The 18,316-nt window shown below is 53.3% G+C and carries 22 protein-coding genes; all 22 read right to left on the bottom strand.

The window, feature by feature from the left end:
• Positions 1 to 10: 10 nt before the first annotated feature.
• Positions 11 to 358, bottom strand: coding sequence for a 2Fe-2S iron-sulfur cluster-binding protein (locus AC6RNO_RS08795; protein WP_474681421.1), 348 nt, complete (start codon positions 356 to 358; stop codon positions 11 to 13).
• A gap of 32 nt (positions 359 to 390) precedes the next feature.
• Complete coding sequence (locus AC6RNO_RS08790) at positions 391 to 975, bottom strand: nucleotidyltransferase domain-containing protein (protein WP_474681422.1); 585 nt, start codon at positions 973 to 975, stop codon at positions 391 to 393.
• 35 nt (positions 976 to 1,010) lie between these two features.
• Complete coding sequence (locus AC6RNO_RS08785) at positions 1,011 to 1,304, bottom strand: 2Fe-2S iron-sulfur cluster-binding protein (RefSeq protein ID WP_474681423.1); 294 nt, start codon at positions 1,302 to 1,304, stop codon at positions 1,011 to 1,013.
• A gap of 21 nt (positions 1,305 to 1,325) precedes the next feature.
• On the bottom strand, positions 1,326 to 1,505 hold the full coding sequence (locus AC6RNO_RS08780; protein ID WP_474681424.1) for a DUF2768 family protein: 180 nt from the start codon (positions 1,503 to 1,505) through the stop codon (positions 1,326 to 1,328).
• Positions 1,506 to 1,680: 175 nt separating this feature from the next.
• Positions 1,681 to 1,965, bottom strand: a complete 285-nt coding sequence (locus AC6RNO_RS08775; protein ID WP_474681425.1) for a stage VI sporulation protein F — start codon at positions 1,963 to 1,965, stop codon at positions 1,681 to 1,683.
• 76 nt (positions 1,966 to 2,041) lie between these two features.
• On the bottom strand, positions 2,042 to 3,085 hold the full coding sequence (locus AC6RNO_RS08770) for an NAD(P)H-dependent glycerol-3-phosphate dehydrogenase (protein WP_497105211.1): 1,044 nt from the start codon (positions 3,083 to 3,085) through the stop codon (positions 2,042 to 2,044).
• A gap of 37 nt (positions 3,086 to 3,122) precedes the next feature.
• Positions 3,123 to 3,719 (bottom strand): glycerol-3-phosphate 1-O-acyltransferase PlsY, encoded by a 597-nt coding sequence (gene plsY / locus AC6RNO_RS08765; RefSeq protein ID WP_497105210.1) that lies wholly within the window; start codon positions 3,717 to 3,719, stop codon positions 3,123 to 3,125.
• 12 nt (positions 3,720 to 3,731) lie between these two features.
• A complete protein-coding gene (gene der / locus AC6RNO_RS08760) occupies positions 3,732 to 5,057 on the bottom strand; it encodes a ribosome biogenesis GTPase Der (protein WP_497105209.1) in 1,326 nt (441 codons plus the stop codon).
• A gap of 166 nt (positions 5,058 to 5,223) precedes the next feature.
• The gene (locus AC6RNO_RS08755; protein ID WP_488437786.1) at positions 5,224 to 5,409 is read right to left on the bottom strand and encodes a capping complex subunit for YIEGIA; all 186 of its coding nucleotides are present in this window, start codon (positions 5,407 to 5,409) and stop codon (positions 5,224 to 5,226) included.
• 4 nt (positions 5,410 to 5,413) lie between these two features.
• Positions 5,414 to 6,331, bottom strand: a complete 918-nt coding sequence (locus AC6RNO_RS08750) for a YIEGIA domain-containing protein (protein ID WP_497105208.1) — start codon at positions 6,329 to 6,331, stop codon at positions 5,414 to 5,416.
• Positions 6,319 to 6,933 carry a YphA family membrane protein gene (locus tag AC6RNO_RS08745; RefSeq protein ID WP_474681431.1) on the bottom strand — a complete coding sequence of 205 codons (615 nt, stop codon included), beginning with the start codon at positions 6,931 to 6,933 and terminating at the stop codon, positions 6,319 to 6,321. Before AC6RNO_RS08745 ends, AC6RNO_RS08750 begins: the two co-directional genes overlap by 13 nt.
• An 85-nt stretch (positions 6,934 to 7,018) precedes the next feature.
• Positions 7,019 to 8,077, bottom strand: coding sequence for a type 2 isopentenyl-diphosphate Delta-isomerase (gene fni / locus AC6RNO_RS08740; protein WP_497105207.1), 1,059 nt, complete (start codon positions 8,075 to 8,077; stop codon positions 7,019 to 7,021).
• Between the two features lie 48 nt (positions 8,078 to 8,125).
• On the bottom strand, positions 8,126 to 9,436 hold the full coding sequence (gene rpsA / locus AC6RNO_RS08735; RefSeq protein ID WP_497105206.1) for a 30S ribosomal protein S1: 1,311 nt from the start codon (positions 9,434 to 9,436) through the stop codon (positions 8,126 to 8,128).
• 145 nt (positions 9,437 to 9,581) lie between these two features.
• Entirely contained in the window at positions 9,582 to 10,163 is a 582-nt protein-coding gene (locus AC6RNO_RS08730) for a lysophospholipid acyltransferase family protein (RefSeq protein ID WP_474681434.1), read from the bottom strand.
• Position 10,164: 1 nt separating this feature from the next.
• Complete coding sequence (gene cmk, locus AC6RNO_RS08725; protein ID WP_497105205.1) at positions 10,165 to 10,848, bottom strand: (d)CMP kinase; 684 nt, start codon at positions 10,846 to 10,848, stop codon at positions 10,165 to 10,167.
• Positions 10,849 to 10,950: 102 nt separating this feature from the next.
• A complete protein-coding gene (locus AC6RNO_RS08720) occupies positions 10,951 to 11,169 on the bottom strand; it encodes a hypothetical protein (protein ID WP_488437791.1) in 219 nt (72 codons plus the stop codon).
• Positions 11,170 to 11,233: 64 nt separating this feature from the next.
• Positions 11,234 to 11,887, bottom strand: coding sequence for a flagellar brake protein (locus AC6RNO_RS08715; protein WP_474681437.1), 654 nt, complete (start codon positions 11,885 to 11,887; stop codon positions 11,234 to 11,236).
• 1,091 nt (positions 11,888 to 12,978) lie between these two features.
• Positions 12,979 to 14,349, bottom strand: a complete 1,371-nt coding sequence (gene ypeB, locus AC6RNO_RS08710) for a germination protein YpeB (protein WP_474681438.1) — start codon at positions 14,347 to 14,349, stop codon at positions 12,979 to 12,981.
• A 165-nt stretch (positions 14,350 to 14,514) separates the two neighbouring features.
• Positions 14,515 to 14,670, bottom strand: coding sequence for a hypothetical protein (locus tag AC6RNO_RS08705; RefSeq protein WP_474681439.1), 156 nt, complete (start codon positions 14,668 to 14,670; stop codon positions 14,515 to 14,517).
• Positions 14,671 to 14,735: 65 nt separating this feature from the next.
• Positions 14,736 to 15,431 carry a glutamic-type intramembrane protease PrsW gene (gene prsW / locus AC6RNO_RS08700; RefSeq protein WP_474681440.1) on the bottom strand — a complete coding sequence of 232 codons (696 nt, stop codon included), beginning with the start codon at positions 15,429 to 15,431 and terminating at the stop codon, positions 14,736 to 14,738.
• A gap of 40 nt (positions 15,432 to 15,471) precedes the next feature.
• Positions 15,472 to 16,722 (bottom strand): Glu/Leu/Phe/Val dehydrogenase dimerization domain-containing protein, encoded by a 1,251-nt coding sequence (locus tag AC6RNO_RS08695; protein WP_497105204.1) that lies wholly within the window; start codon positions 16,720 to 16,722, stop codon positions 15,472 to 15,474.
• 21 nt (positions 16,723 to 16,743) lie between these two features.
• On the bottom strand, positions 16,744 to 18,246 hold the full coding sequence (locus AC6RNO_RS08690; protein ID WP_474681442.1) for a DnaB-like helicase C-terminal domain-containing protein: 1,503 nt from the start codon (positions 18,244 to 18,246) through the stop codon (positions 16,744 to 16,746).
• Between the last annotated feature and the right edge of the window lie 70 nt (positions 18,247 to 18,316).

Raw genomic sequence — 18,316 nt, 5'->3', positions numbered from 1 at the left:
ATCATCCTTTTTAAAATAAATCTTCTTCCTCCCGCTGCCTGGCAAGCTGTGCGCGAATCGCCGCCTTCAGCGGATCTTCCGGAACGATGACCTGCACGGGGCCGGTTACGCGCGCCTGGCAGGCAAGCCGGAATCCTTCGTCGGCCTGTGCGCCGAGCTTCAGCCGCTCGTTCTGATTCATCGGGGCCAGGCCACCCGCATCGGCCACTTTTACTTTGCACATCAGACAGGCGGCTTTGGCCCCGCAGCGCGTGCGGATGTTGACGCGGGCCCTGCGGCCTGCATCCAGCAAAGTTGTGCCGGGGCGCACCCCGATTTTTTTGTCGTCAGGCCAAAAATGCACTTCGCAAAGCGCCATCGCTATTCCCTTCTTTTTGACCGAAAATCGGATTATAATTGGCAGTCCAGCAGCATTTCCAGCCGGCGCAGCATCGGAATGCCCCAGTTGTTGCGGGCCAGCAAATCCTGAAGTGCCGGAAAATGCTCGCCGGGCTTCTGCTGCATAGCCTCGGCAATGCGCTCGTAGCGGTCGGGACGGCCGCGCAGCACATTGAACAGCAGCTCATGGGCGAGCGGCATGACTTTGACCGTACTCTCGCCGATGCATACCTCCGTGCTGTGGCGATCCCAAAAATAAGCCGCTTCGATACGATAGGACGAATCCAGCGCGTGAACGCGGAAGGAACCTACCAATTCGACCGCATTGTCTTCAATTTGATAGTGACTAAGAATAGAAGCATAGATCGGGGTTTCGCTGTATAACGGCTGGTCCGTAGCATAGATGCGCAAAGCTTCGTGCACCCGGTCCACCTCTTCCTGATCGATATACAGATCCAGATCCCTCGGATCTCTCTCCAGCTTAATGCCGTGCAAAAGCAGCCCGCAGCTGCCTCCGACGAGCCATTTCGCAGCCTGCGGCTCCAGCCGCCGGTAAATCGTATTTAAACCGCTGCAGAGCGGCTCTGATAAAAACAAGGGGCCCCACACCTTTCCGTATGTATGCTATGATGTTAAAAATATGGTTTGTGCGTGACGGAAATATCCCCATTTTGTCGAATCGCGCATTGACAGGCCAACCGGAAGCCTTGCTCCAGTTCTTCAGGCTCCAGGCGCAGTTCCTCCGCTTCGGTCGGCGGGGCCAGCAGTTCCCTTCCCGCTGCGACGTAGCACCGGCATCTGGCGCATGTCCCCCGCGTGCACGAGAAGCCCCAGTCCACTTGATGTTTCAAAGCAAGATCCAGAATCGTCATTCCGGTATCGGTTTCAACTTTGGTTTGGCCTTTGCGAGTTTTAAGCTCCAGCATCCTTTCAACCCTCCACGCAGTCTACAGCATTGAAAGCAGCATGTACACCATAATCGGAATAAAAAGCAAAAAAGCGATGATCGACAAAATGGCGCGGACAGCGCCCTTCGTACGCGTTCTTGCAAACGAAATCAATAAGGAAGCAAAGACCATAAGTCCGATGGCGACAAACGACGCCCACATTTTATCCAAACCTGACATTCCCATTGCTCCTAATGTTAAATTTGCAAATTCAGCACTAATTATAGCATAAGCCGAAAAAAAATAAACCTTGACGGTCAGAGCCGCTCAAGGTTTTACGCTGCAAGCCATCTGTTTTTGCAAAATCATCCGCCTGCTCTTCGATATGAAATCCGCCGCAGGGGAAGCGCCTCTATCACTTATTTTTCCCAAGCATCATTTGCATCAATTCCTGCATGTTGTTCGTGTCCAGCTTGCTGCTTTTTACGGCCTGGATAATTTCCTTCATCGTCTCTTCCGAAACTTTGACGTTGACCAGTCCGGAAATCTGTTTGATCAGCTGGCGAAGCTGGGCTTCGCTAGTCATCGTCGAAGGTTTTACGCCGCTTGCTATTTTTTGGATATCTTTAGGAGTAACGGATTTACCCGTTCTTTTCTTGACCACGTTCAAAACGTCTTTGGACAGATCTCGATTCGTCACAATTGCCGCCTCCCTATTCCTGAGATCATTAAACTATCTAAGGTATAGTATGAAAGCAGGCTAAGTATGGTGTAGGCTACCCCAACCATTTTGTCGCCGAGGAGCTGGCGATTTCTTCGATTTCATGCGTTTTGACGCGCCCCATCAAATCTTGCGCCGCCAATTTGGGCGACTTCCCTTCGAACAAAACGTGATGCAGCTCATCTGTAATCGGCATCGTCACCCGGTAGCGGCGGGACAGCTCGTAGGCCGCCTTGGTCGTCTTCACACCTTCAACGACCATGCCCATTTCTGCGAGCACTTCATCCAGCGGCGCGCCCTGCGCGAGCTTGTATCCGGCCCGCCAGTTGCGGCTGTGCTTGCTCGTGCAGGTGACGATCAGATCGCCGATGCCCGCAAGCCCGGCGAACGTCTGCGGATTCGCCCCCATCGCTGTGCCGAGCCGGGCAATTTCCGCGAGGCCCCGCGTAAGCAGCGCCGCCTTGGCGTTATCGCCGAAGCCGAGGCCGTCGGTAAGACCGGCGCCCAGCGCGATAATATTTTTCAATGCGCCGCCGACTTCGACGCCTTCGACGTCAGGATTCGTATATACGCGGAAATACGCGTTCATCAGCAAATCCTGGGCCGCTTCCGCCGCCGCCACCTCGCGGGCCGCAACGACGACGGTCGTCGGACATTTGCAGATGACCTCTTCGGCATGGCTCGGCCCGGACAAAACGACGAGCCGATTGGCGTCGAAATCAGGCAGCTCATCGGCGATGACCTCCGTCATCCGCTTGAGCGTGCCTGCTTCGAATCCTTTGGTCGCATGGATGAGCAGCGCATCGCTTTTCAAATACGGGCGAATGCGCGACGCTACCTCCCGCATGCCGGACGAAGGCACGACCATCACGATGGCGTCGGCATCCTGAACGGCCTCCTGCAGCGAATTCGTCGCAACGATAAGCGGCGACAATTCGATATCATTCAGAAAGCGGCTGTTGCGGTGCTCTTCATTGATTTCGCGGACCTGCTGCTCGCTGCGCGACCACAGCAGCACCTGCTTCCCGTTATCCGCCAGCACGGAAGCGAGAGCCGTCCCCCAGCTTCCGGCGACGAGTACCGAAACTTTATTCGACAATATGGATGCCTCCTTAACCGGCTAAATTCAGTATCGGTCAGGCCCGCTTCGAGCCCAATTTGTTCTCCTTGCCTTGAATCAGCTTGACGATATTCGTGCGATGGCGAATAAAGGCAAATACGCAAAGCAAAATGCTAATCCACAAGATCGGCAGCGGCCGGTCCATCCCCCAAATTAGAAATGGTAAAAGTGCTGTAAGAATAAGGGAACCGAGCGAGACAAATCTTGTTATGGCAATGATGACGATAGCGGTAATTCCGGCGATCAAGGTAGGGATGAAGCACAGCGTAGCCATCACGCCGATCGTGGTCGCGATGCCCTTGCCGCCGCGAAATCCGAAGTAGACCGGCCAGTTATGGCCGACGATGGCGGCAAGCCCGCACAGCACGCGAATCCATATTTCGTCCGGCGCCGCCCAAACGCCGAACATGACGGCCGCGACGCCTTTGAGCCCATCCAGCAGCAGGACCATGATGGCAGGGCCTTTGCCGAGCACGCGCAGCGTGTTCGTCGCGCCCGCGTTGCCGCTGCCGTGCTTGCGGATATCGATGCCCTTGAACCATTTTCCAAACAAATAGCTGAAACTGACAGACCCTAACAAATATCCCGCAACTATAGCTATGATCGAATACAAGCTCAATTCCCCCTACTCGTCATCCGACGATTTTCTGCGGCTCAATATGCGAATCGGAGTTCCCTCGAAGCCGAAAGCCGCCCGTATCTTGTTGTCCAGATAACGCTCGTACGAGAAATGCATCAGCTCGGGCTCGTTCACGAAAAGCACGAAAACAGGAGGCTTCACCGCAACCTGCGTCGCGTAATTGATGCGCAGGCGCTTGCCTTTGTCGGTCGGCGGCGGGTTGTAGGCTACCGCATCGGAGACGACATCGTTCAAGACGTGCGTCTGCACGCGAAGCGCATGATTTTCCGCTACCTGCACGACGACCGGCAGCAGCTTGTGCAGCCTTTGCGTCGTTTTGGCAGAGACGAATACGACAGGCGCGTACGTCATGAACAGGAAATGATCGCGAATCTTTTGCGTGAACTGGTGCATCGTTTTGTCGTCTTTTTCCACGATATCCCATTTGTTCACGACGAAAATGGCCGCTTTGCCGGCTTCGTGCGCATAACCGGCGATATGTTTGTCCTGCTCGATAATGCCCTCCTGACCGTCGATGACGACGAGGACGACATCCGCGCGCTCAATCGCCTTCATGGCCCGCATCACGCTGTACTTTTCCGTGTTTTCGTAAACTTTGCCGCGCTTGCGCATGCCCGCCGTATCGATGATGACGTACTTTTGCCCGTCCCGCTCAAAAGGCGAATCGATCGCGTCGCGCGTCGTTCCGGCCACATCGCTGACGATAACCCGCTCTTCGCCGAGAATAGCGTTGGTGAGTGACGATTTGCCGACGTTCGGGCGCCCGATAAGCGCAAACTTGATCACTTCTTCGCCATACTCCTCTTCCGCCGCCAGCGGGAAATGGGAGCACGCCGATTCCAGCAAGTCGCCGATTCCGATTCCGTGGGAGCCGGAAATGCCGATGGGATCGCCGAAGCCCAGGCTGTAAAACTCGTAAATTTCGTCCTGCCGCTGCAAATTATCCACTTTATTAACGGCAAGCACGATCGGCTTCTTCGAACGGAACAAAAGCTGGGCGACTTCCTCGTCGGACGGAGTGACGCCGGCTTTGGCGTCCACCATGAAAATAATGACATCGGCTTCCTCAATCGCCAGCTCCGCCTGCACGCGGACCGATTTCAAAATGGCGTCATCGCCGTCGATTTCGATACCTCCCGTATCGATGACGCTGAATGGCTGATTCTGCCATTCGCCGACTCCATACAAACGGTCACGCGTGACCCCCGGTTTATCTTCCACAATCGCAAGCCGGTCTCCGACAATACGATTAAAAATTGTCGATTTGCCGACGTTGGGACGTCCTACAATCGCAATAACAGGTCTGGCCACTTATTGTTCACTCCCTAGTGTTGTTCGCCACAAAAACTGGCTTCGCAAGCGTCAACTTCATTTTGCTTTTGGAAAAATTCACAACTTACATCATAACAAAAAAGACACGGCTTGGCTAATACCAAATGAGATGCGCTCATTCGGGCAGGCTTTTCTTCCGCATGACTCAGAAGTGCCTTACCAAGATCATCGTGCCGTTTTTCAAATCGTGAGCCGTTGCGTTCAATATTTTTTCCAATAAAAATGAAACTTTTTCCTGTTCTTCGGGGCTGTCCACGATAAAAATCGGCGCGCCGCCCCCCACCCGATCATGCTCCATGCTGACAACCGCAAGTATTTGCGACATCGACATCGGTTCAAGCCTCCTTCCGTTGATTGACGCCGGCTTCTGAAGGCTTGCGCACCGCGCTTTCCAGCACAGGAACGCGATTCAGGGCGGTCAGCAATTTGTCCGCATCCTTCTCTTGCGGCAGCAGCAGGAGCGCCAGCGTACCGTCGTTAATATTCAGTTTCGCCATCGGAACCAGAGAAGGCTCGCCATCGTCGCGGTATACGCCGAACAGCGTGGAGATGTCGTGCAAAATAGCTTGCCGCTGCCCCAAATTCGCCAGCGTAACGCGGCTGTTGCGGTTTTTCGGCTTCAGGTGATAACCGAGCGCCTGTTCCTGAATCAGCTTGCGGCTGCTTTCAAGGCCGACGTTCATCATGTAAATGGAGCCGACGAACAGGTCCGGCCCATCCAGGCGAACCGGCGCCTGCTCGATATGAGCGATCGATGACAAATTTTTGCCGGATTTCAAATAGTTCGACAGCCATATGGAAACGATCCCTGCCAATGCCCCCCAGTACCAGTCAAATATAATGCTGAACAATGAGGCGGCAAAAGCGGAAAAAATGACGAGATAGTTCCTGCCCTCAAACACCATGGCGATTCCTTCGATGTAGGATACTCCTCTGGGAACGAGCTCCAGCTCGTCGATTTTGGACAAGCTTTGCCTCTCCATGTTGCGGACATCGCGAAACTGCTGCGCCGCAAGCGACAAAAACGTAACGGCCGTATAGTTTTTTTCCAGCAGCGCCGGAACCGCGACCGCCCCCAGAGCCGCCGCGATCACGCCGAGCGAGATGTGAATGATTTTTCCGTGCGGGTAAGTCGGATACTGCCGATAGTCGGTGCGCAGCATGTTCATCCGGGATAAAATGCCGAAGATGACACCTATGACGACACCTGTCGTATAGCGGTTCGCATGGATCCACTCGATCACTTTTTCCATCCTCCTTTTCGTTCCAAGACAGCCTGAAACCCGCTGTAAACTTGCTGCACCACAACGGTCAATACACGCGCCGCAAAAACCGCGAGCCACCATTGATCCTGAAAACCGGTGCCGCCGATCCGGTGAATGCCATTCCACGTATGAATGCTTGTCTGATACAGCTCGCCCAGCAGGCAGCCGATGGAAAGCCCAGCGATTTGCTGCAGTTCGCTGCGCTGAATGACCGTGACCGCGAAAGCCAGAAACAAAGCCGTATCCCACCCGGGATTGCCGACAATGAGTATCGGGTCCATCACCAGCAGCTGCTGGATCAGGAAGTGAAAGGAACCCAGCAGCAGTCCGATGGAAAGCAGGTGCAGCTTCTGGATGAAGCCCCGAGTCGCAAAAAGGATGCCTATGCTGACCAAAGCGATTCCCGCATACACCGCATACATTTGCACATGGCCCCATGTAATGACGATTCGCGAGCCAACGAGCCAAGCCATAAAAAAAAGAAGTATTCCCTTGTACGATATACTTCTTAAAAAAATCTCCTTCCAGCCGCTGACAACCAAAATCAGCGCAATGCAGAGGAGAATGAGCGAAAGATAGCCGGAATTCATGTCGTTACCCACCCTGCGGAACTTCGGGCCTCCGGACGCATCGGTCCGGAAGCTCCGTCTGAACCTTAGTATGGCAAAAAACAAATTATTTACTCCGGGTTCCTCTTTCTGCATATTCGGTTGTTGAAATGCCGCGTGCCCTGCACCACTCGGCCGTCTCGCCGGTTATGACGGCGGGGCGGTCCCACAGCTCCCTGACCGTGCGGGCGCCGAGCGCCGTCATGATCAGGACGAGCCCCTCGTGCAGCTCGCCGGCAAAACGGTGCAGCGCATCCGCTCCTTCGGTGCGCAGCACCTTCAGGAAGGCGCCGGCCATCCCGACGGCGGAGGCGCCGAGAACGAGCGCTTTGACCGCTTGCAAAGCGTTCGTAATGCCCCCCGAGGCGATGACCGAGCCGCGGGGATACACTTGCAGAGCTTCGAGCAGCGCGACGCTCGTCGGGCTTCCCCAATCGTTCAGCCAATCCAGCGCCGATGAACGCCGTGCATTCTCGATCGCGGCAAAATTCGTGCCGCCGGTCCCGCCGACATCGAGGATGCGCACGCCGATGTTGTGCAGCTCCCTGGCGTTCTCCCCCAGGATGCCGAAGCCGACCTCCTTGACGATCACCGGCACTCCAGCCTGCCGGACAATCGCTTCAATGCGGCGCAGCATGCCGGTAAAGCTGCGGTCGCCTTCAGGCATGATCAGCTCCTGCATGACGTTCAAATGAATTTGCAGCGCATCCGCTTCGATCATGTGCACGGCGCGCAGCGCTTGCTCCACGGTCGCTTCGCTGCCTAAATTGGCGAAAATGACGCCGGCCGGGTTTTCGCGGCGCACCACCTGATAGCTGGATGCCATCCCGCTATCCTTAATCGCGGACATTTGCGAGCCTACGGCCATCGCCAGCCCCTTCTCCCGGGCGACGATCGACAGCTCGCGGTTAATGATTTCCGTCTCCTTAGCACCGCCGGTCATCGCATTAATTAAAATCGGCGAGCTCAGATTGAGTTCGCCGATTTGAGTCGTTAATGCAATTTGATCCGTCGAAGTCTCAGGCAGACAATTGTGCACGAGCTTAACGTCCGACAAGCCCTGCTTGCCGGATTGGCCGAGCTCCAGCGCATAATGGACATGCTCCATTTTGCGTGAAACACGCATGTTGAGTCCTCCTAAGTGCTTTCTGCCGGAAAGCTTTCATCGAATCGCTTATTTGAACTTGGAAAGCTTGTCGCCGAAACGCTCGCCGAGCGTCAGGGAAAGACCTTGATTGCTGAGCGAAACGTTCTCGTTGCCGGCAATCTCTTTTTGATGGCTTGCGCTGTTGCCGCGGTCGCGGTCGGCGCGAGGCTGTCTTTCTCTTTCCGGTTTCGCGGATGCCGCAGGAGCTTCAGGAGCTTCTTCGGTCTCTTTGATGCTTAAGCTTACGCGCTTTTCAGCGGCGTTGATTTCAAGAATTTTCACTTGAACTTCCTGGCCCTCTTTCAATACTTCGTGAGGAGTGCCGATGTGACGGTGAGCAATTTGGGAAATGTGCACCAAACCTTCTACGCCCGGAGCAACCTCAACGAACGCGCCGAAAGATGCAAGGCGTTTTACAGTGCCGGAAACGATGTCTCCCGCTTTGAATTCGCGCTCCACTTTGGACCAAGGACCTTCTTGCGTCGCTTTGATGCTGAGGCTGATTTTTTCGTTGGCCGGATCGAGTTTGAGCACTTGAACTTTGACTTTATCGCCTTCTTTGACAACGTCGGAAGCTTGCTCGACATGGTGCCAAGCCATCTCGGAAATATGTACAAGTCCGTCGATGCCGCCGATATCGATAAATGCGCCGAACTGCGTCAAGCGTTGAACCGTGCCGTCCAGCACTTGTCCCACTTGGAGCCCTTCGATGATTTTCTTTTTATTCGCTTCGAATTCTTCGTCCAGAACATCTTTCTGGGACAGAATCACTTTGTTTTTCTCGCGGTCGATCTCTTTCACGCGAAGGCGAAGCGTACGTCCTTTGTAGTCGCTGAAATCTTCAACGAAATGACGCTCAACCATGGAAGCCGGTACGAAGCCGCGAACGCCGACGTTGACTACGAGTCCGCCTTTTACCACTTCGGCTACGGCAGCTTCGATAATTTCGCCTTTTTCCAGCTGGCTTTGCAGCGTTTCCCACGCTTTTTCGCTATCGATGGCGCGTTTGGAAAGAACAAGTGTTTCTTTCGCATCATTGATCGATACGATTCTCAGTTCGACTTCCTGACCGATTTGTACCGCTTGGCTTGCGTCTTCAACGGTTACGGAAGAAAGCTCGCGCACAGGAATAACGCCGTCGTATTTATAACCGATATCAACGAACGCTTGGTCCGCATCCACTTTCACGATTTTACCTTTAACCGTAGCGCCTTTTTTCAGAACGGCTACGTTGTTCAGCGCTTGTTCGGCTTCAGCCTGGGATACGGCTGTTTCCTCCACCTCTTGAACTTCTTGTACCTCCTGGGATTGATCTTGCACTTTTACTTCTTCTGACATTGGTTAGTCCTCCTCATTCAACACTTACAATAATAGTTTATAAGTCACAAAGCATCGGCAAGCGAGCTTCTGCTCTGTATCAAACAAAAAATTCCATTCGCTTAAGAATAGTATAATTCCAAGCTTTCAATTCCATACATCGCGCTCAGCCTTTATTGTGCGACGCGTGCAGGGCGCGAATTTCTTTCATGATCAATTCGGTAGCTTGTTCCAGATCATCGGAGCTCGCTGCCGCAAAAGGGCTCAGATCGACCGGTTTCCCGTAGACGATCTTCATGGCGCGAAACGGCTTGTATTCGCCGATGATCGCTACCGGCACTACGGCTGCGCCCGATTTCAACGCAAGGCTGGCTGCGCCTTTCTTGCCCATTCCTCCGGCGTTGCTGCGGCTGCCTTCCGGGAAAATCCCCATGACGCCGCCGTCCTTCAGCAATTGGATCGCCAGGCGAATCGATTCTTTGCTGACGCCGCCCCGTTTCACGGGAAAAGCTCCCACTTTGCTGATGGCCGTGCCTAATACCGGAATATCGAAGAGCTCGGCTTTCGCCATGAAGTACACCATGCGCTTTAGCGGCGACCCGAGTAATGGAGGGTCCCACAAGCTGGTATGGTTGGCGCACAGGACAACCGCGCCCTGGGCAGGGACGTTGTCCGTTCCAATCGCGCGAAGGCGGAAAAGCAGGCCGAATATGACTCGAAACATCGCTCTGCCGATGCGGTAAAGCATCTTATTTGCCACCTCCGACTTTGTCTTTGCAAAGCCCCAAAATCCCGTCAACGACTTCATCTATCGTCATCGATGTACTATCCATAAGAATAGCGTCGGGAGCCCGTTTAAGCGGCGAAATCGCTCTTTCCTGATCCAGTTGGTCGCGGCGCGCGATATCCTGCTCCAATTGCTCGAGCGTCAGCGTACCGGAACCGCTGTCCTGCATTTCTTTGAAACGCCGCTCCGCACGCTCTTTGACGCTGGCCGTAAGGAATATTTTGAGTTCAGCGTCCGGTATGACATGGGTGCCGATATCTCTGCCGTCCATGACAACGCCTTTGGATACCGCCATTTGCTTCTGCATGGCTACAAGCAGTTCCCGGATGGCGCCGATGCTGGCGATCTGGGAAACATGATCCGTAATGGAAGTCTTGCGGATCTCGCGGGTCACGTCCGTGCCGTCCACTAGCACCTGTTGTCCGTCGGAACCGGGCACCAGCACGATGTTCATGCGATTCGCCAAAGCAATGACTTCCTTTTCTTGGTGAGGAAGCAGCCCTTCCTGCTGTACCTTCCACGTTACTGCCCGATACATGGCCCCGGTATCCACGTAAACAAAACCAAGCACGCCTGCGACAAGCCGTGCGATAGTGCTTTTACCGGCTCCGGCGGGGCCATCTATGGCAATATTGAACTTTTCCAAGCTGCGGCTCCTCCTTAACAATACCTTACGAACAAAAAAGCAGGCACTGCCTGCTAATGATGAAAATTATACCACACCCAAAAACCATATGCAAAACTAGAATCACTCGCCGCCGGTTTGCCGGCCTATCGGATACGGTTTGCCTTCCAAAGGATCGACTCTCGTAAAATGCTTGCGTACGTACGGAATGTGCAGCAGCGATTGCGCGCACAGCAGCAGAACGAAAAAAACGAGCGTCAGCCGGATCAACGCCTTCTCCACCTTGGCGGAAAAGACGATGAACAGCCGCTCGTAATCCGGATCTTCTTGATCCGATTTCATGGAATCACCCGCTTGTTATTGGCATTTTGCATCGTAGTATGCCCAGGCGCGGCGATTCTATGCATTATCTTTTGCGGAATTCCATCTGTCTTTCAAAGCAGAACCGGATCAGCTTTTGCCGGTCGCGGTCGACGATTTCGACAAATCTTACCATGGCGAGCTGCCGGCCGCTTTCCAGCTCTTTGATGCGGACGATTTCGCCCTTGAGCGGAATGTGCTCGATGCTTCCGTTTTTGAACGGCACCAGCACCCAACAGGAGATCTGCATATTGACCCCGATCGGTACGTGAGCGTCGCAAATAAAGGAAATGCCGCCTCCGCTTACATCGTCGGTCAGCGCGGTAAACTGGATTTGCTCGGATATCCGGACGGCCACTTCCAGCTCTGCAAGCACGCGCAGAAAGCTGCGCCGCTGAACTTGGGTGATCGCCTCCGGCTCCGGCTTTTTCAGCTCGACCAAGCGGATGACATCTTCGCTGGAACCTGTAACGGTAGTGGTGAAATAGTTTTTCACGCCGTCGCTGCCCAGAAAATAAGTGCTCAGTTCATCGCCTGTGTACAATTTTTTGAATCTGCCGGTCGTCTCGTTCAGCGGAACTTCGATAACAATAGTCGTATCCGAAATGTCGGCAATTCTCGACTTGTATTCGATCTTGGATTCCTCTTCGTCAATGGAATTGATCTGCATATGTAAAATTTGGTTAACCTTAGGAAACAAAGCCTGCACCTCCAACGCATTTTATGTCAAAATCTGCTTCTTAAGCACTACATCTCTGATTATAACATGACAACCGATTTTAGAAAGCAAATAAAAAAAATCACCCTGCGGGTGACAAACGAATACATCCGTCGGAAAATGAACGACCGGCATCACCGACATGGTGAGAAAAAGCTGTGAATGACAACCGACACCTGCCATTCGCAGACAACATGCAAAAAAAGGACCTCAGTAATGCGCGTAAAATCTGCAAAAATCAGGCAGTTGCTGGAACCCGCCCGCAAAGCCAGATGGCCTGGCTGCCTAATCCCCCGCGTCAGAGGTGATAGCCGCAATCTGCCTGGCTGTGCGAAGAAAGCCTGCTAAAGTCAGGCTCCCCCCCACGTCAGAGGCGATACCCCCAATTTGCCTAGTTGCACAAAAAAACCTGCAAAAATACATGAATTTGCGTCCTCAATTACTGGCTACGAACAATTCCTGCAAAAGTGCAGGCTTTTTACCGAATACATGGACTCAGATGCACTTTCAGCAAAAATTCCTGTACTTTTGCAGGTTTTTCGCCATTATAAGCCAATTCCGCAGAAAAAAACTGCACTTTCGCAGGTTTTCACCCTACCATCCTGCTTCCTGCCCAGTTGCGCACTTCCACGACCTATGCCAGGAGGCATACGTTGGGAAACGACCCTACCGCTTCCCCTAACCTTAACAAGGTGTCGCGACTTTCCAGGGTGATCTGACTTTCGCTAGGTTTCATCCTAGATCGGCTTGCCAAGCCACCTCATCCCCCCCTTCCGTGCAGCATCTGCAACCCGCGCCGGAAGAGGCGTACATTAAGAAATGGCCCCACTGGTTCCCCGTCGGGAGTGGTGCGTATTAGGAAGCACAACGCCACCACCACCGTTTCGGGATGGCAAAAGAACATGTCGTGCAAAAAACTGCCCCGATAGACGTTAGAAAATCGCGCGATACCTCTTTCATAACGCCGAGCCGCACGATGTTCATCAAATCTTCCGCTTGCCAAAACCCGAGCATACACAAAATCTATATATGCAAAAAAGAAAGCGGGAATAGCCCCCGCTTTCCTTGAACGCTTATATTGATTTGGCCGCCGCGACCGTCTGCTCCGGCCGGATCGTCTCGATTTTTTCCTCGGTTCCGGTATCTCCGTTGACGTAGACGCGGTACGTGTTGCCTCTCATTTTGCCGATAAATTCATGGCACAGCACTTCCTGGTCGAGCTCATTCTTGATGACGGCCAGCGAGTGGCCGGACATTTGCATGTGCGGGCTCAACGTTTTGCGCGCTTCTTCCTCGGTCACTTTCGGCTTGCCGATCATGCGCTGTTTGTGTCCGAAAAGGTAATCGGTCGCATGAACGCCCGTCACTTCCAGATTGTCGAGCGCAACAGTGACGCTCACTTGCTCCGGATAGATCAGCACGTCGTCCTGACGCTTGGCGAATATGATGTTCGCATGATTCTGGTATTGATCGTAGCTGACTGCGCTCATATCCTTATAGTCGTGCTGATCCAGGAACTCGTTTGCCGCGTCGCGCGCTTGCCGCAAATCGTACTTCCTTTCATTCACAGTCCGCGGCTTCATGAAGTACACGAGATGGCCGCCCTTTTTCGTGTAGTCCAGGTGAATATCGTTTTCCCGGCCGTCTCCGCCGGGCACGATGACGCTGAAGCTTTGATATTCGGGAGCGCTGCCGCCGTTTTCGACCACCTGAATTTTGGAGGTATCCTTGTGGCCCAAATACTGCGCGGCTTTCTGCTTGATCTCCTCGGCGGTCATCTGTTTGCCGGAGAGCGTGTTGACGTCGTTTTTTTGCAAAATGTTCAAGCTGCCGGGTCCCCAGTTAAGCTCCGGATAAGCTCCCACTTTTTTGTCCACGGTAGTAAAGCCGTCGATGATGGCGTTGTCGCGAACCTCTTTTTGCGAGATCAGGGCGGTTTCCACGTCCATCCAGCGCAAATTTTTGGTCATCACTTTATCCTGCACGCCCCGCAGTTCCTTCGTAATTTCGTTCGAATGGTCGTACAAAGTGTTCAGCGTCTTCATCTCATCTTCCGTCAAAGGCTGCTTCGTCATATCGCGGACAGACATCCGATAGGAGAAGTTGGCCATATTCGCCAGGAAATCCCCCGTTTTGTTAAACGGCAGCAGCGAGAGCGGCAGCTGGTTGATATCGCTTTGCGCCTGGCTGGTCAATCTCCATACATTGACAAGACCTTTCCGGTAGGACGGTTCGGAGGTAGAATTGACCGCCAGCGTGTTTCCAAGCTCGGTATGTAGCTTGTCCACATGGAAGGAAAGATCGTGAAACGCACGCTGGTACTGATTTTCCGCTTTGATCAAAATCGTGTTTTTCTCCTGATGCTCCAAGTAGCCCCAGACTCCGGCACCGATTAATGCAAGCAAGAGGAACGGGAACAAAACCATACTTAATCTTTTGTACATAACCGCTTCCATTCTCCTTTCATTTCCGCCAAACTTGCCGTTAGTTTCTGCCCGGAAATGAAGGTTTATACATCCGAAATTACTTTACGGAGAATGGTTTCGAGACGCTAAGCGGGACCTGCCTGAAAATGAAAAAAGAGGCCGATTCCATAAGAATCGCCTCTCCTAATCGTCAGTCTCCACGTCGAAATCGTGCTCATTGCTGCAAATGCATTGACGGAATCCCGTTTCGATCTTGCCCTTTTCTTTTTTGCCTTTCAAAACGAATCTTTCGCCGCACTGTTTGCAGCGGATCGTCACTTTGACTCTCGTTTCGGACATGTGCACCCTCCCGGCAATGGCGGAACATTCAACCATACGTCTGTTTATGTCCATTATGGCCAAATTCAGTGCATTTTAATCTTTTCGTCGCGGGAAGCGATCCTCATCGGAGAATGGGCGTTCGCTTTATTCACGCGCCACAGCGTGCGTATCCACAGGTACGTCATCACCGGGATCATGATCCAAACCCAGTACGTTTTGGCCACAAGCAAAATGTAATCGAACACGCCGTGCCATAAAATCGGAAAAAGCAGCGAGTACCACATATACGTTTGCGTTTTGTGCGGCGTAAACTTCGCTTTGCCCAAGTAATAGCCCATCATCACTCCGAATAGCGCATGCCCGGACACAGGAAGCAAAGCGCGAACCATCAACGCGCTGAACGACGACGCGTTCAGGAACGCGTATATAATGTTCTCCAGCGTCGCATACCCCAAGCTGACGGCCACCGCATACACGATGCCGTCATACGGTTCGTCGAACGAGGCATGGCGGTAAATCAAATGATACAAAACGAACCATTTCAGGAACTCTTCAATTCCGCCGGACAAAAAGAAAGCGGTCGTAATGTTGCCATTCCCGATCTCTTCAATAAACGCTCGCTGCAGCACCATAGTCGGATACACAAGTAGCACGCCGAAAATAAACATGCGGACGACCAAATGAATCGGCTCAGTTTCGTAGCGGTCTTTAAGATAAAAATAGGCAAGCAGGGAGAGACCCGGTGCGATAGCTGCCAACAAAATAGACAGTACTTGCATGTATAACTCCCCTTCTGCTTCGTTTTTGCGCGGCCGCCTGCTAGACCCACCCTCTGAACCGGGAGGCTTCGGCCATTTTGCGGACGCCTACCATATAGGCGGCCAGCCGCATGTCGACACCGCGCGTGCTATGAACATTATAGACATTTTCAAAGGACTTTTCCATGACATTTTGCAGCCTGGCATGAACTTCATCTTCCGTCCAGTAATATCCCTGATTATTTTGCACCCATTCGAAATAAGAAACGATGACGCCTCCGCTGCTGGCCAAAACGTCTGGGACGATCAGCACGCCTTTGTCCGTCAATATTTGCGTCGCTTCCAGGGTCGTCGGCCCGTTCGCCGCTTCCACCACGATGCTTGCCTTGATGCGGTCCGCATTGTCGCTCGTCAACTGGTTCTCGATCGCCGCGGGAACGAGGATGTCGCAATCCTGCTCCAAAATTTCCCGGTTCGTGAGCGTATTTTTGAACAGCTTGGTCACCGTGCCGAACGAATCCCGGCGGTCAAGCAAATATTCGATATCGAGACCGTTCGGGTCATACAAAGCCCCGTGCACATCGGAGATGCCGATAACTTTGGCTCCCGCCTCGTACATGAATTTGGCCAAATAGCTGCCGGCGTTGCCGAAGCCTTGAATGATGACCCGGGCGCCCTGCAGCGCGATATTTTTTTTCTGCAAGGCCTTGTCGATCATGATCGTAACGCCTTTGGCGGTGGCCGTTTCCCGCCCATGGGAGCCCCCCAGCACCAGCGGCTTGCCCGTTATGAACCCTGGAGCGTCGAACTCCCGGATCCGGCTGTATTCATCCATCATCCAGGCCATGATCTGCGAATTCGTCATCACATCGGGCGCCGGAATATCTTTGGACGGCCCGACCAATTGGCTGATCGCTCTGACATACCCCCGGCTGAGCCGCTCCAGCTCGCGAAAAGACATGTCCCGCGGGTCGCAAATGATGCCGCCTTTACCCCCGCCGTACGGGAGGTCCGAAATGCCGCATTTCAGGCTCATCCAGATCGAGAGCGCCTTTACCTCGTCTTCCGTCACATCCGGGTGAAAGCGCACGCCGCCCTTCGTCGGGCCGACAGCGTCATTATGCTGCGCCCTGTAGCCTGTGAACACCTTCACCTTGCCGTCATCCATGCGGATCGGAATCCGCACGGTCAACACGCGCAAAGGTTCTTTGAGCAGTTCATACATTTCATCGGAGTAGCCCAGACGTCTGAGCGCTTCGTGAATGACGGTTTGCGTCGATTCCAGCACATTCAAATTTTCGGTATGAGCCATAGGGACCCCCTCATGGTCGAGTTATTCGGTAAACAATGCCTGATCGTTATGGAAAAATACAGGCAGGAAGCCAAGCGTGCCGTTTCTGTTTTTCGTCAGTTCCAGAGACAGCGGCTGCACGTGATTTTCTTTCAAACCTTTTTGCTTCAAAATCATGACGACATCGGCGGAAGCCTGCACGCCTTCAGGCACATGTTCTTGCCCGGATTCCAGCGCGGATGCGGCGATGATCGGACTGTTCCACTCGCGAGACCACTGCTTAAGCGTGTAGGCGATAGCCGCCTGCTGCTGCTGCCAAGTCAATCCGGCCAATTGCTTGCCTACAGGTATGCGCTGCAGATGATCGATGAAGACGACCGGCTCTTTGCCGGCGATGACGGCAATCCGTTCGATCGAAGCCGCCACCTGATCAAGGCTCGTGTCCATCGTGCATTCCAGCGTCCAGAGCGTCCTGCTGATTTTGCCGTACTGCTTGTTGGCTTCGGCGACTTGATCCGGGTCCGCTTTGCCTCCCAGCACTTTCTGCGGGGCGATCCCGATAATTCTCGCGATGCTGCGGGCCCACAGCTCAAAATTGGTCATATCCCAGGAAACAAAAATAACCGGCGTTTGCTGCAGTGCGATATGGTCCGCCATTTGCTTCAGCAGCATGCTTTTGCCGATCGCCCCGGTGCCGGCCAGCAAGTAGAGACCGGCTCCGAAGCCGCCGAACAAAATCGTGTCCAGCTTGGCAAACCCGGAACTGATGCCCGAAACTTGGCCCCGGAAGCGCTTCATATACTCTTCCAAATAAACGGTGCTGTTTTTGATATCGGGCGCGACGGGCGCCAGCATCGTTTCTTCCACGGCCTCGTTCACCAGCTTGACGAACGCTTCCGCAGGATTTTGCGCCCGCACGAACAAATCGTTAATATCCCGGATCGTTTCCGGCAAATTAACAATATATGTTTCCTTAGCATGTTCGCTTAACAAAGATTCTATGCGGGTGGACTCCCTTCTCCCCGTCTCGTCGTTCCCCATGCAAATGTAAACCCTTTTATTCGCAAAGAGTTGAACGTGATAGTCTTTGAACACGGCGAAATCGGGCACGCATACGGCCGGCAGCCGCGCTTGAGTCAGCATCATCACGTCGAAAATGCCGTTGCAAAGCACGACTTCGTCCGATTCCCGAAGCACTTCATAGTTAAACAGAAACTGATCCACACCGTACAAAGGCTTGTACTTCGGCTCCCTGTGGTCGATCGAGCGTCCGATCAAGTCGACGACCTCACCGTCATAATTGCGAATCGGCACGATAACGCGGTTCTCGAAATAGCCGGCCAATTGATTTTGATCCACATAGAAGCCGATTTTCCCGATTTCAAAACCGATGCCGAACTGCCCGACAGTTTCCTCTGAAATCCCTCTTTTTTGCAAATAAAAATACGCTTCTTCCCGCAATTGCTTTTGATAATAGGATAACAGCTTATCCAAATCAACGGCAGCAGGAGTAGGCGCAATTTGTTTTCGTTCCGATCCAGCCATCTGCAGCGCCCCCAGTTGTTCAACATAAAAAGCACCTTGCAAAAACGAATGTTTTTGAAGATGCTTGTTT

It is taken from the genome of Paenibacillus sp. sgz302190 (genome assembly GCF_059820445.1).
The sequence above is the reverse complement of the archived record's forward strand: the minus strand, read 5'-3'. Positions and strand labels throughout refer to the sequence as shown.